The organism is Bermanella marisrubri (assembly GCF_012295615.1).
GTDB lineage: Bacteria > Pseudomonadota > Gammaproteobacteria > Pseudomonadales > Oceanobacteraceae > Bermanella > Bermanella marisrubri.
In genome coordinates, this window is record NZ_CP051183.1 from 1,703,422 (window position 1) to 1,715,356 (window position 11,935).

The 11,935-nt window shown below is 45.9% G+C and carries 17 protein-coding genes; 9 read left to right on the forward strand and 8 right to left on the reverse strand.

Annotated features, from left to right (window positions below; translation table 11 throughout):
* Positions 1 to 6: 6 nt before the first annotated feature.
* From HF888_RS07780 to HF888_RS16730, 8 genes are read left to right on the forward strand one after another with little or no spacing between them, the layout of a single operon-like run.
* The gene (locus HF888_RS07780; RefSeq protein WP_007017762.1) at positions 7 to 315 is read left to right on the forward strand and encodes a hypothetical protein; all 309 of its coding nucleotides are present in this window, start codon (positions 7 to 9) and stop codon (positions 313 to 315) included.
* Between the two features lie 2 nt (positions 316 to 317).
* Positions 318 to 455 carry a hypothetical protein gene (locus tag HF888_RS07785; protein ID WP_007017763.1) on the forward strand — a complete coding sequence of 46 codons (138 nt, stop codon included), beginning with the start codon at positions 318 to 320 and terminating at the stop codon, positions 453 to 455.
* Between the two features lie 10 nt (positions 456 to 465).
* Positions 466 to 654: a hypothetical protein gene (locus tag HF888_RS07790; RefSeq protein ID WP_007017764.1), complete on the forward strand. Its 189-nt coding sequence runs from the start codon at positions 466 to 468 to the stop codon at positions 652 to 654.
* A gap of 1 nt (position 655) precedes the next feature.
* Positions 656 to 1,168: a hypothetical protein gene (locus tag HF888_RS07795; protein WP_007017765.1), complete on the forward strand. Its 513-nt coding sequence runs from the start codon at positions 656 to 658 to the stop codon at positions 1,166 to 1,168.
* Positions 1,168 to 1,884, forward strand: a complete 717-nt coding sequence (locus tag HF888_RS07800; protein ID WP_007017766.1) for a hypothetical protein — start codon at positions 1,168 to 1,170, stop codon at positions 1,882 to 1,884. The genes HF888_RS07795 and HF888_RS07800 overlap by 1 nt, the downstream gene beginning before the upstream one ends.
* 14 nt (positions 1,885 to 1,898) lie before the next feature.
* Positions 1,899 to 2,375, forward strand: coding sequence for a hypothetical protein (locus HF888_RS07805; RefSeq protein ID WP_007017767.1), 477 nt, complete (start codon positions 1,899 to 1,901; stop codon positions 2,373 to 2,375).
* A complete protein-coding gene (locus HF888_RS07810; RefSeq protein ID WP_007017768.1) occupies positions 2,372 to 2,524 on the forward strand; it encodes a hypothetical protein in 153 nt (50 codons plus the stop codon). Before HF888_RS07805 ends, HF888_RS07810 begins: the two co-directional genes overlap by 4 nt.
* A complete protein-coding gene (locus HF888_RS16730; protein ID WP_279383249.1) occupies positions 2,521 to 2,649 on the forward strand; it encodes a hypothetical protein in 129 nt (42 codons plus the stop codon). Before HF888_RS07810 ends, HF888_RS16730 begins: the two co-directional genes overlap by 4 nt.
* A 176-nt stretch (positions 2,650 to 2,825) precedes the next feature.
* Here HF888_RS16730 and HF888_RS07815 read toward each other — a convergent pair whose 3' ends face one another.
* The 4 genes from HF888_RS07815 to purB form a co-directional block, all read right to left on the reverse strand.
* Positions 2,826 to 3,392, reverse strand: coding sequence for a hypothetical protein (locus tag HF888_RS07815; RefSeq protein WP_133308461.1), 567 nt, complete (start codon positions 3,390 to 3,392; stop codon positions 2,826 to 2,828).
* Positions 3,341 to 4,258, reverse strand: coding sequence for a GNAT family N-acetyltransferase (locus HF888_RS07820; protein ID WP_007017771.1), 918 nt, complete (start codon positions 4,256 to 4,258; stop codon positions 3,341 to 3,343). Before HF888_RS07820 ends, HF888_RS07815 begins: the two co-directional genes overlap by 52 nt.
* The gene (locus HF888_RS07825) at positions 4,255 to 5,415 is read right to left on the reverse strand and encodes a cupin domain-containing protein (RefSeq protein ID WP_007017772.1); all 1,161 of its coding nucleotides are present in this window, start codon (positions 5,413 to 5,415) and stop codon (positions 4,255 to 4,257) included. The genes HF888_RS07820 and HF888_RS07825 overlap by 4 nt, the downstream gene beginning before the upstream one ends.
* A gap of 81 nt (positions 5,416 to 5,496) precedes the next feature.
* Positions 5,497 to 6,864 (reverse strand): adenylosuccinate lyase, encoded by a 1,368-nt coding sequence (gene purB / locus HF888_RS07830; protein WP_007017773.1) that lies wholly within the window; start codon positions 6,862 to 6,864, stop codon positions 5,497 to 5,499.
* Between the two features lie 195 nt (positions 6,865 to 7,059).
* Between purB and HF888_RS07835 the strand changes: the two genes are divergently transcribed.
* The gene (locus HF888_RS07835) at positions 7,060 to 8,919 is read left to right on the forward strand and encodes a sulfatase-like hydrolase/transferase (protein ID WP_133308462.1); all 1,860 of its coding nucleotides are present in this window, start codon (positions 7,060 to 7,062) and stop codon (positions 8,917 to 8,919) included.
* A 14-nt stretch (positions 8,920 to 8,933) separates the two neighbouring features.
* Here HF888_RS07835 and hflD read toward each other — a convergent pair whose 3' ends face one another.
* The 4 genes from hflD to HF888_RS07855 are packed head-to-tail and all read right to left on the reverse strand — an operon-like array spanning position 8,934 to position 11,752.
* Positions 8,934 to 9,569, reverse strand: coding sequence for a high frequency lysogenization protein HflD (gene hflD, locus HF888_RS07840; RefSeq protein WP_007017775.1), 636 nt, complete (start codon positions 9,567 to 9,569; stop codon positions 8,934 to 8,936).
* Entirely contained in the window at positions 9,566 to 10,675 is a 1,110-nt protein-coding gene (gene mnmA, locus HF888_RS07845; RefSeq protein ID WP_007017776.1) for a tRNA 2-thiouridine(34) synthase MnmA, read from the reverse strand. Before mnmA ends, hflD begins: the two co-directional genes overlap by 4 nt.
* Complete coding sequence (locus HF888_RS07850; RefSeq protein WP_007017777.1) at positions 10,665 to 11,114, reverse strand: NUDIX hydrolase; 450 nt, start codon at positions 11,112 to 11,114, stop codon at positions 10,665 to 10,667. Before HF888_RS07850 ends, mnmA begins: the two co-directional genes overlap by 11 nt.
* Positions 11,115 to 11,119: 5 nt before the next feature.
* Positions 11,120 to 11,752, reverse strand: a complete 633-nt coding sequence (locus HF888_RS07855) for a pseudouridine synthase (protein ID WP_007017778.1) — start codon at positions 11,750 to 11,752, stop codon at positions 11,120 to 11,122.
* Between the last annotated feature and the right edge of the window lie 183 nt (positions 11,753 to 11,935).

Consider the following 11,935-nt stretch of genomic DNA (forward strand, 5'->3'; position numbering starts at 1 on the left):
GCTTTTATGTCTTGGTGGGATGATGCCACCAGTACCGTGTCGGACTGGTGGGAAGACGAAGGCAAGAGCAAGGCAACGGGCGAAGTGTACGACGGTTTGGGGTCGGTGTTTGATGATGCCACAGATAGTGTTTCTGAGTGGTTTGGATTCGATGAAGAGGAAAAAACCAAGCAGGACGCGGCGGCGATTCCGAACACTAATCAGCAAGTTGTTGAAAATGCTCCCGTTCCAAGTGGCGCAAAAAAAGGGTTTAACTGGACGGCAATTAGTGCCGTTGTCGGTGGTCTTGGTTTAGCGGCGAAGCTTTTGGGGTAATTATGCCAGTTCCTTTGATTTGGTTACTTGTCGCGGGTGGTGTTGGTTTTGGTGCTGGTTGGTGGACTAGCAACAAAGCCACATTGCTATTAATTGGCGCGGCTGGTATCGGCGCGTATGTTTATCTAAACAAAAAATAAGGGGGTTGCCGTGGGTCCGTTCGATATGGGGCAAGGCAATAGCGTTAGTACTAGCAATGCCCAAAATTCAAAAGCAGAACAAAAAGCGGGTATCAGTGGGAATCGAATTATTTTCGGTTCTGATGGCGGTTTAGATTTTAAAACCGTTGGCTTGATAGCGGTTACGGGTTTGGCTGCGGTTTGGTTAGTGAGTCGCTGATATGGGTCTTTTCAGTTCAAGTAATAGATCGTCAAACACGACGAACAATAATACTGATAACTCAAGTATTAACTTAAACGCGGGTGGAACGGCCATTGATGGTGACGGTAACGTTGTCAATATAACTGACGGCGGCGCGTTCAATTTAGTGGGTTCAGCGTTTGATGATCTCAATGAATCGCTAGCTGATAACTTTGAAAATCTGGTTGAAGGTCAGATTAAAGGGCTTGGCGATATAACAGACCTGCAAAAAACCACGGCGGAAATAAACGCGGATACGTTTAATAATATCGTGGATCAGCAAAGTAATTTTACGGGCCGCGCCTTGGATTATTCCGAGATACAAGCGCAGCGCGGAATTGAGGCGGCCATGCAAGCAAATGACGCAATAGCAGAAACCGCGCAAAAAGTGAGCGCGGGTGATGCGGGTTTAATTTCAGAGAGTATGAATAAAATTGTGATGGGTGCCACTGTGGTGGCGGCGCTCTTTGCAATTTCGCGGATGGTGAATTAATGCGACAGATTAAAAACACGATTGGTGCCAAAGAAACGTTGGCCGTGGCGGGTGACGTGGTGAAATTCGTTATACGCGATGCGTCAGCAGGTGTGCAAGTTCGCTCAAGTATAGGCGATGTATTCCCCGTTCAACGTGGTGACCGCGTTACGCTCAAAACCAAGTCGGCAGGGTTGCAAATTTATAACCCTAATGATGTGGCCGTTGATATTGAATTTATTTTAATGGATGGGATCGGCGCGGAGTATGAATCAAGCGCGGGCGCGGTTGAGGTCACTGGTGGTGTTATTGCGTTGGAAAATGGGGCAGAGCCGTTTTTTGTCGTGCCTTCCAATCCACCGGGTATTGCACCGCCTCTGAATGTTGAAGTGGTTAGCGTTAAGCGGGAAATTTTAGAGGTTCGATGGTTTAGTTTGGATGTTGGGGGTTTTGCCAGAACTACGGGGCCGGAAAATTGGCCACCGCGTAAGAAAACAGTGATAACTCACTGTGATCACCCTATTCATTTGTCAATAGCTAAAAACGTTACAACAAGTAACCCGGACGCGCCGAGTGACAATGGTTATCTGATGCGGGTGGAGCCTGCGGATTGTCCTGTGACGATTGAGGGGAACGCCGCTTTAGAGGTAGTCAAAGATGGAACAGGGGGGTTAGTCAATGGTTATGAGGTCAATGGTGAGATTTTAATAGAGTCGCCGGGCACAGGGCCTACGTAAGCTAGGGTTGTTAAATGAAATGGTGGTTAGCTGGTTTAGGGGTGTTGGGCTTTATGGCTTATAAATTCAAGCCTGTGGCGTTGGTGCGCGGGGTTCGCAATAACAATCCCGGTAATATTCGTTCAACGGTTAGCGATTATTGGGAAGGTCAAATTGGCACCGATGGCAGCTTTGCTATCTTTGAAAGTCCTGAATTCGGGATACGCGCCATGGGTCGCACGTTGATGAATTACGATCGTCTTTATGGTTTGAATACCGTTAGTGAAATTATCAGTCGATGGGCACCGAGTAACGAAAACAACACAGAGGCCTATATTGACGCGGTGGCCGATGAGTTGGGCGTGTTTACGTTCTGGCCGTTGGATTTAAACGACGCGGATCGCTTAACCCAGTTGATCAAAGCCATTATTAAACATGAAAACGGAATACAGCCTTATAGTGATGATCTCATTGCGCGGGGCGTTCGATTAGCGGGGGAGTCTTTCGCATGAAGAAAAAAATTATTGCAATCGGTGTTGCTGCGGTGGTCACGATTGGCGGCTTAGCCTTAGGCATTAAGTTGCCAGAAAGTGCCAGCGTAATTATTGGCGAAACGGCGGCGGAATTTATCACGGCGGGCGATGAAAAAGAGGCCGAGTGATGGAGTTCGAATTCTTTAAACTGATAGCGGCAACGGGGGACGTTGCAACGGCGGTGATCGCGTTGGCTATTTGGCGGCTAGATCGTCGTGTTTTTGCTTTAGAAATTAAAGCGAATCAGCCATGAATTTCGCGGGATCGTCGCGCATTTTATCGGGTTTTTGTGGTTTTCAATGGGGTTTAAACCCAGTATTTATGGGCTATTAGGGCGCATTGGGGTGTATCGAAAGGGGTTTAAAATCCCTCGATCGTAAGATCGTGCCAGTTCGAGTCTGGCTCCGGGCACCATTTCACATTTCAAAGTCACTTTATCTGTGACACCTTCAGTTTATCCAAGCCAATATTAAGACCTGTGTTAATCCACTGATTAAACGGTGTTTCAAGGTTGTAGTGATAGGCGATCTGTTCCTGATCATTAATTTCTGTAATGCTTAAAATAGCGCTGTTTGCTGATAAAGGTCTGATACGCATCGATATTCTTGTTTTGCCAGTTTGAATGATGCTGGGTTCGTTCTCCATAAGAATAATAGAGTCTGGTAGGGTGCTGGTGCTATATCGCTTTATATTGTCGGGTGTAATGTGAAGGCGGTAAGACACTGGTCCCTTATCAAGTTTCTTTAACAGATGTACCAGTTCCTGTTGGTTGTCTGATGGATCATAAAAAATGATCTGATTTCCACTAATGCTATAGCTGTCGGGGTCATCTATGTGGCGCTCCAGAATATGCGCAAGGCTCTGTGCGCTTCTGTGCTGAAGTGTGACGATGTCAGTTGTAGGTTGACTGCAGGCGCTGACCAGAAGAGCAGTAAGCAAGGGGATTAAATGGAGAGTCGCCTTGCATCGAGTGGCGCAGATGCGCTTTGCCACCATCGTTTGTATCTCTCTAATAATTGAGAACATCGTGGTCTATCTCCGTAGACTACTCGGCAGTTGTTTGTTTCATAATCATACCAAGCGCATCCATCAAAGATCCATTTTGTGGGAATGGCTTCACCGGCTACACGGATATCAATAAAGGATGGCAGTCTATCCTGGAGGCGGAAAAGAGGGTGTTCGTTGTAGCTTGGGTGATACATGTTCAGTAATAGGCAGACATTAAAGTGACGATTTAATTTTGCCATACGTTTGATATGAGAAATCAGCATGGGATGTCGTGTGATGGGGTGGTTAAGATCCTTCACACTAATAATGATTGAGCGTCGAGTCTGGCATAGCGCCATATCCAGAAAACCTTCGCAATCCAAGAGTTCGCTGCCACGATACATGGCGTCATCTTGGTTTAGCACATAGCGAAAATCTTGCTGTTCTTCTGCAAAGACTCTGTGCTCCATTTTGATGTGGGGTATCCCAGCGTCATCAAAGGGTTCTGAATAAGCTGTAAAGCCATTGTTGTAGTAAAACAGGAATGCATGACATTGAGCATCAAGTTCGAGACGCGTATAGCGTTTTTGCGATGCGTGGCGTTTGATGTGATCAAGAATCTTCGTGCCAATGCCATTATTGCGCTCACTTTGTAGTACCGCCATTCGACCAATTTTTTTATGATCTATTAAGCGAGCGCATCCTATGGCAATACCATCGCGATAGGCAATGAAATGCTCCGCGTTTTCGTCTTGATTGTCCCATTCAAGTTGTTCGTCCACACCTTGCTCATCAACAAAGACCTGACGGCGAATGTCGGCCAGTTCGGCTCTATCTTGATGCCAATGTGTGGTGCGAACTGTAATGTTACTCATTCTTCATCAATGTAGACTAGATTGTTGTTTAGTAAGGTTAGCAGTAATTGCTGTCCCTCGGAATGGTCAAGGATGGCCTTGATGTCATTCAGTGTGGTTTGGCGTTGATCCCATAATTTCTTGGCGCTATCGGTTAACTCATTATCTTTGCTTTCCAATAGCTGCTGACCATTTCCATAAAAGATCCAGTGCCCTTTGCTTTCATAATAGGCCCAGCGGCTGGTTTCGTTTTGGCTGATGACGGTGTCGTTCTGCAAAAGGGGAGCAACTTCCTCCCAATCGAGAGGATCTTCTAGGGGTTCGGCTAATTCAGGGTATTTGCTTTGCGTCATGCACTCGGCGAACCATTCTTGCATGAGTTCTGTGTTATTCGCATGTTTGGCAATGATTTGCTGAAGGCGGTCAAAGGCTGCCTGATCAATGAGTGCTGGTTGCGCACTCGCTTTGAGGTCTTCGTCGTGATAGCGATCCGCTTCGGTGAGCTGGTCCATGGCATGTTGTGTGATGCCGGATAAGATTTCTGCTTCGCTAGGTGCTCTAAACCCCACAGAGAAGGTCATGCAGTCGTCAACAGCGACGCCATTGTGCGCATACTGAGGCGGGATATAGAGCATATCGCCGGGCTCCAGCGTCCATTCCTCTGTCACCTCCATATTTTCTAGCAAATGCAGTGGTGTATCTTTAATACGAGGGCTTGAGGCATCGTATTTCGGACCAATTTGCCAGTGGCGGCGACCTTGTGCTTGAAGTAAAAAAACATCGTATTGATCAAAGTGTGGGCCAACGCTGCCTCCTTTGGGTGCGAAGCTGACCATGATGTCGTCTAGGCGCCATTTTGGGATAAATTGGAAGTAGCTTAGCAGTTCGGACATTTCTGGTACCCATTGATCGACACCTTGTACCAGCAGCGTCCATTTTTCCTCTGGTAAGTTGCCAAAGGTTTCCTCGCTAAAAGGACCATGGATAAGTTGCCAAGGCGTGTCGCCATTCTCAAGGATGATGCGAGACTCCACGTCTTCTTCCAGGGATAGGCCGGCAAGATCGTCTGGTTCAATTGGTGGTGTGAAATTGGGTAGCGCTTGGCGAATAAGAACGGGTTTCTTTTGCCAGTAGTCTTTTAGAAAGGTCTCGACCGAAAATTCGCCTAATACATGCATAGTGCTTTACCTAAAAATGAAAATAAAAATCCCGCTATAAAGCGGGATTTTAGATGCTTAATCGTAACTACGAAAGACCGCTTAGATGTTGCGTGCTTGTTCGTCAGCGTTACCGATATAGTTGCTTGGCGTAAGTGCACGCAAAGCTTCTTTTTGAGCTTCTGGAATCTCCAGGGATTCAACGAAGTCGATCATCATGTCTTTGGTGATGGCTTTGCCGCGCGTAAATGCTTTTAGTTTTTCATACGGCTGCTCAATACCAAAGCGACGCATAACGGTTTGTACAGGTTCTGCCAAAACCTCGTAAGCATTATCTAGATCCTGAGCAAGGCGAGCTTCGTTAACTTCCAATTTGCTAATGCCTTTTAGAGTTGCTTGATAAGCAATTAGGCTGTAGCCAAAACCCACACCCATGTTACGGAGTACCGTTGAGTCGGTAAGGTCGCGCTGCCAGCGAGAAATAGGCAGTTTTTGCGCCATGTGAGTCAGTACGGCATTGGCGAGACCTAGGTTGCCTTCACTGTTTTCGAAGTCAATTGGGTTTACTTTGTGTGGCATTGTCGATGAGCCTACTTCACCGGCAATGGTCTTTTGCTTGAAGTAGCCATTGGAGATATACGCCCAAATATCGCGGTCGAAATCAATGATAATAGTATTGAAGCGGGCTACCGCGTCGAATAGTTCGGCGATGTAGTCGTGTGGCTCGATTTGTGTTGTGTAAGGGTTGAATTCTAAACCAAGGCCTTCGATAAAGCTTTTTGCATTCGCTTCCCAGTCAACTTCAGGGTATGCAGATAGGTGTGCGTTGTAATTACCAACGGCGCCATTCATCTTACCTAGTAGCGGTACGTTTTTGATTTGCTCTAGTTGGCGACGTAGACGCGCCACCACATTGGCCATCTCTTTACCTAGAGTAGATGGCGATGCTGTTTGACCGTGAGTGCGTGAGAGCATAGGCGTATCCGCCTGCTCTTTGGCCAGCTTGGCAATTTCATCAATAATGCTTTGCATGTAGCCAGTCATGACCTGGTCACGACCTTCGCGCAACATTAACGCGTGGCTTAGGTTGTTGATATCTTCAGATGTACATGCGAAGTGAACAAACTCGGTAATGGCCTTGAGTTCAGCGTTGCCTTCGATTTTGTCTTTGATGAAGTATTCAACGGCTTTTACATCGTGATTGGTGGTGCGCTCAATGTCTTTAATAGCTTGGGCATCGGTTTCACTGAACTGATCTGTGATTGCGTTTAGAGCAGCGTTCGCTTCGTCAGACAAAGCAGGTACTTCTGCGATCTCTGGGTGTTGGGCTAGCTGCTGTAACCAGCGAATTTCTACAAGTACACGATTTTTGATTAGTCCGAACTCGCTGAAAACACCGCGAAGTTCAGTGGTTTTGCTGCCGTAGCGACCGTCTATTGGGGAAACCGACGTAAGTGCAGATAAGTCCATGCTGGCCTCATTCTCATCAATTAGCGAAAAAATAGGCGCAAATTATACAGGTTTATCGGGCGATAGGCAGTGCCCTTGAGAAGATTCTTAAAAATCCGTCACCTGCTAGAACACTGGGTTCGTGTAATAACTCTATACCCGAACAGGAGCACTGGTTAGAATAGGCGCCTTTTTGCGGTATTGGAGTCAAAATAGGTGTCTTATCTGAAGCGAGTATGGCATGCGTGTCGCGCGTTGTGTTTGATGATTATTCTCAATGTTGTATTTGTTTCCTTGGTTTCATCAGGCTTTACAAGTTATTTCCCTGAGAGTAACGGTCTACTAGATTTTGCCTATCAGTTTGGTGTGCTGCCCAGTGTGTGGGGATTGTATGGTCTATTGGCCGGCTTATTACTACTGCCGTTTACGCTGATTCCTCATGCGAAATGGCCTTTAATGGTGTTGATAGCATTCGCCAGTGGCGTTTTAGCCGTTGTCTTGGTGATCGATGGGTTTATATACGAGATTTACAACTACCATATAAACTGGTTTTTTGTAGAGGCCTTCTTTGCCGACGAAGGCGGCGAGTTTTTTGATGTATCGCTTAAAACGTATTTGTTGTTCAGTTTTGCCGCTGTTTTAGTGACGGTCTTTGAATTGTTTCTTTTATGGTGGGTAGGCTTTCGTCTGTCTAAGCGAGATCATTATAAGTGGGTTGGCGTAGCCGCTGGTTTTGTTTTATTTGCCAATGTGCTTTTTGTTAATGTCGTGCATTCGTGGGCATACGCACAAAATTACATGCCGATTACTTCTATTAGTGGACATGTTCCTTTTTATTTTCCTATTCACTCTCGCTCCATCGCTAACAGCGAATTATTATCGAGCTTAGCGTCAGATCAAGACGAGCAAGAAAGTCACATCTATTATCCAAGGTCGCCTATGGTTTGCTTGGGACCGGAGGAAAAGAAGAATGTTGTAATGGTGGTGCTGGAGAGCTGGCGTGGCGACATGATGACATCTGAGATTTCACCTAATACTTATGCGCTCGCTCAGGATGGTTTGTGGTTTGATGATCACCATTCAAATGGAACCGTAACAACCACTGGTATCTTTTCTTTGATGTATGGTTTGGTGCCCACGTATTTAGATCTAGTGGTTGCCAATAACGGGGCGGGTGGCCCGGTGTTGATTAATCAATTTAAACAACAAGATTATCGTTTTGGTGTGTTTGCCAGTGGCGATATCGAGCGCATTAAAATTGCCGATACGAGCTTTTCGCCAGTAAAAGAAGTGGTGGAACACGGTCAGGGTGAAGATACCATTGAAAAAGATCGTGATGTTTTGAATCGCATGAAAAATTTCGTGAGTGAGTCTGACGAGCCGTTCTTTGGTTGGATGTTCTTTAACTCAACCCATTACCTTTATTACTATCCTGAAGAATTCGAAAAATTTAAACCTACATCTAAGCCTAGCTTGATTGATTTTAAGCAAGGTAAAAACCCTGAACCTTACCTAAATCGCTATAAAAACAGTATCTATTTTGTAGATTCTTTAATTCAAGATTTAGTTGATCACTTGAAGAAAGAAGGGCGTTGGGAAGATACGATTCTAATTATTACCTCGGATCATGCAGAAGAGTTTGCTGATACGCAGGCAACCCGTTTTGGTCATGGCAGCAACTTTACTCGTTATCAGACTGAAGTACCGCTAGTGATTCATTGGCCGGGCAAAGAACCACAGAAGTTTGATTATCGGACTCATAGTGTTGACGTATCAGCAACATTGCTAACCGATTATATGAACTGCGAAAACCCAGCTACGGATTTTAGTAATGGTGAGTCATTGTTTGATACTCATGCTCGCGATGTTCAAGTGGTATCCAGTTACTATAATTATGCATTCGTGACAGATGAGGGAGCGTTTGTGCAAAATCCTGTCGGTTTGCCAAAGGCAAAAGACAACGATGATAAAGATGCTCAAGGTATGCGCTTGAAGCCTGAATTGATGATCAAAACTCTGGATCAAATGCGTTGGTTTAAAGATGCGCCTAAATCAAAAGAAACACCCACTGAATAGTGGGTGTTGTTAAGTTATTCGATTTCTTTCAGTGCTTGTTGTGTGGCTTTGTTGATTTTATTGCGCTGAAATAGGAACTGCCAGCGGCGTCCTCCCATTTGGCGCCACAATATCGCTGAACGAACTGCGCACAACAGGAGTGCGCGAATCTTGTTGGCGGTCGCTGGGTTGCGAAGATGTTGTGCGTTTCCGGTTACGTGAATTCGGAATCGAAATGTACTGAGTGTTTCCTGGTATAGACCTGAAAGATTGGCAATAAGGTTTTCGTGATTGCTGTGGAAATGATCAAGTTGGCGCTTTGCTTGTTCAATTCCACCGCTCATCTTTGCCATCATGGCTCGGTTCTTACGAAGCTTTTTTTCTAGGTGTAAAATACCCAGCGCATATCTCATCACATCGGGGCTTGAGCCGGTACGCTGCTTGCCATCAGTCAGGAAGCGTACTTCTTTAAATCCTAGTTTTACATTGCTTTTGCAGCCGCCGTAAATGTCCTCGATGGAGTTCGGGTTGGTTTGGAACAAGCTCTCAATGCATGTGCGAAAGTCGTTTTCGTTGGCTTGTCCTGTTTTTGCTAACTGCTCAACCAGATGAGCGGCTTGAAACAACCCTGCAAGCGCAATGGATTGGTTTCTTAACTTGGAGTAACTCATACTTCTGCCAACTGTGTTCTTTCAATAATACCGCCGCCAAGGCATATCTCACCATCATATAGTACGAGAGATTGTCCAGGCGTTACCGCGCGCTGTGGTTCATCAAATATAATGTGATAACCACTATCTGTTTTATCAATAGTGCAGTCTTGATCAGCTTGGCGATAACGCACTTTCGCCTTGCAGCGCTTGGGTAAATCTGCTGGTTCGCCATTGACCCAATAAATATTGAAGCAATCGAGGCTTTTGCTAAATAACAAGGGGTGATCTTTTCCTTGGCCTACCATAAGCTCATTTCGTTCAAGATCTTTTCCAACCACATACCATGGAGCTTCGCCATGATGTTTGCTGCCGCCAATGCCAATGCCTTGGCGTTGTCCTAGTGTGTAGTACATGAGGCCTTCATGGCGTCCCATTTCTTCACCCTCGGGTGTTTTAATGGTGCCGGGTTGCGCTGGGATGTATTGCTTCAGGAAATCTTTGAAGCGGCGCTCCCCAATAAAGCAAATTCCTGTGCTGTCTTTTTTCTTTGCAGTGGCTAGTCCCTGTTCTTCCGCGATACGGCGTACCTCGGGCTTTTCAAGCTCGCCGACTGGGAAGAGCGTCTGCTTGATTTCATCCTCGCCAACGGCATGCAAAAAGTAACTTTGGTCCTTGTTGTTATCGAGGCCCTTTAATAAATAGGTTGATCCATCTTTTTCATAGCGGCGGACATAGTGGCCTGTCGCGATGTAGTCAGCGCCGAGTATTTTTGCGTAGTCCAAGAACGCTTTGAATTTGATTTCGCGATTACATAAGATATCAGGATTGGGCGTGCGGCCAGCCTTGTATTCTTCAAGGAAGTGCTCGAAAACATTGTCCCAGTATTCTGCTGCAAAGTTTGCGCTATGCAGCTTGATACCGAGTTTGTCGCATACGGCTTGGGCGTCAGCTAGGTCTTCTTTTGCGGTGCAGTATTCTGTGCCGTCGTCTTCTTCCCAGTTTTTCATGAAAAGGCCTTCAACATGATAACCCTGCTCCATGAGTAGGTATGCTGAGACAGAAGAGTCTACGCCGCCAGACATGCCGACTATGACTTTAGTGTTTACGTTGCTTTCAGTGCTCATATATTACCGATAGTGGAAGTGCTGATTTCTCTTTATAGTCTTTGGCGCACTTGATGACCAATGGGCTGCGCGCCATGCCTGAGTCGATCACTTCTTCTAGTGATAGCCATTGTGCAGAGATAATACCGTCGTCTAGATTGGCGTTTGTATTTTGCGCAATTAAATTTCCTACAAAGCAATGACGATGGTATGTCACGCCATTACTGGGTGCTGTATAGGTGTATAGCCCCAAATATCCTGAGATCTCGACGTCACAGCCAGTTTCTTCTAGCGCCTCTCGCTTTGCGGCGGCAACAAGTGATTCCTTGTGCTCAAGATGACCAGCGGGCTGGTTGTATACGCGTTCGCCGGTAACCTTGTCGAATTCTTCAACAAATAAGAGCTTGTTGTTATGCTCGACAATGGTGGCGACCGTTACATGCGGCGTCCATCGACTCATTAAAACTATCTCCGCGATTTACGTCGTGTGGATTTAGGGTTGCGCATTTTATCCGAATGTTGGTTTTTAGGATACTTGTCACGGCTGGCTTTAGGCATATGAACAGAGAGTTCCTTGAATTCCCCTGGTTTTAGTTGCTCTAGGTGCCATTGGCCAATTGATACTCGCACAAGTCGAAGCGTGGGGTGGCCGACAGCCGCTGTCATTCTTCTTACTTGCCGATTTTTCCCCTCCATAATCTGAATCTCGAGCCAAGACGTAACATCGTTGGACCTTTGTCGTATTGGCGGGTGTCGGTCCCATAGATTAGGCTCGTCAATGATATTTACTTTGGCAGGCAGGGTTTTTCCGTCCTTAAGATCAACTCCGTTGACTAGATGCTGGATGGCCAAGTTGTCAGGGATGCCCTCGACCTGAACCCAATAGGTTTTGTAAGATTTGTGCTTTGGGTCCGATATTCTATGCTGAAGAAGTCCGTCATCGGTTAGTAATAGAAGGCCCTCAGAATCAAAGTCTAAGCGTCCAGCGGGGTAGACATTTTTAGTGTCTATAAAGTCAGCAAGGGTTTTCTTGCCCTCAGAGTCGGAAAACTGAGAGATAACTTGGTAGGGCTTGTTGAAGAGAATTAGGCGCGCCATTTTGTAATAAAACTACCGAATTGCTGTCGTATACGTTAAATAAAGAGTGTTTTGTAAAAAAACTACAGAAAACCGTTTTGATTGTAACATTGCGTGATATAATTCGCGCAGTTTTCGCCGGATTATCGATCCCGGCATTCTTAAAAGTCGATTTTGGGGCAGATTAATCTGCCCGAGTAACAA

What these genes read in the sequence shown, in the direction of transcription:
- HF888_RS07780 (WP_007017762.1), top strand. Translation starts at nt 7, where the DNA reads ATGTCTTGGTGGGATGATGCCACCAGTACCGTGTCGGACTGGTGGGAA.
- HF888_RS07785 (WP_007017763.1), top strand. Translation starts at nt 318, where the DNA reads ATGCCAGTTCCTTTGATTTGGTTACTTGTCGCGGGTGGTGTTGGTTTT.
- HF888_RS07795 (WP_007017765.1), top strand. Translation starts at nt 656, where the DNA reads ATGGGTCTTTTCAGTTCAAGTAATAGATCGTCAAACACGACGAACAAT.
- HF888_RS07800 (WP_007017766.1), top strand. Translation starts at nt 1,168, where the DNA reads ATGCGACAGATTAAAAACACGATTGGTGCCAAAGAAACGTTGGCCGTG.
- HF888_RS07805 (WP_007017767.1), top strand. Translation starts at nt 1,899, where the DNA reads ATGAAATGGTGGTTAGCTGGTTTAGGGGTGTTGGGCTTTATGGCTTAT.
- HF888_RS07810 (WP_007017768.1), top strand. Translation starts at nt 2,372, where the DNA reads ATGAAGAAAAAAATTATTGCAATCGGTGTTGCTGCGGTGGTCACGATT.
- HF888_RS07815 (WP_133308461.1), bottom strand. Translation starts at nt 3,392, where the DNA reads ATGGTGGCAAAGCGCATCTGCGCCACTCGATGCAAGGCGACTCTCCAT.
- HF888_RS07820 (WP_007017771.1), bottom strand. Translation starts at nt 4,258, where the DNA reads ATGAGTAACATTACAGTTCGCACCACACATTGGCATCAAGATAGAGCC.
- HF888_RS07825 (WP_007017772.1), bottom strand. Translation starts at nt 5,415, where the DNA reads ATGCATGTATTAGGCGAATTTTCGGTCGAGACCTTTCTAAAAGACTAC.
- purB (WP_007017773.1), bottom strand. Translation starts at nt 6,864, where the DNA reads ATGGACTTATCTGCACTTACGTCGGTTTCCCCAATAGACGGTCGCTAC.
- hflD (WP_007017775.1), bottom strand. Translation starts at nt 9,569, where the DNA reads ATGAGTTACTCCAAGTTAAGAAACCAATCCATTGCGCTTGCAGGGTTG.
- mnmA (WP_007017776.1), bottom strand. Translation starts at nt 10,675, where the DNA reads ATGAGCACTGAAAGCAACGTAAACACTAAAGTCATAGTCGGCATGTCT.
- HF888_RS07850 (WP_007017777.1), bottom strand. Translation starts at nt 11,114, where the DNA reads ATGAGTCGATGGACGCCGCATGTAACGGTCGCCACCATTGTCGAGCAT.
- HF888_RS07855 (WP_007017778.1), bottom strand. Translation starts at nt 11,752, where the DNA reads ATGGCGCGCCTAATTCTCTTCAACAAGCCCTACCAAGTTATCTCTCAG.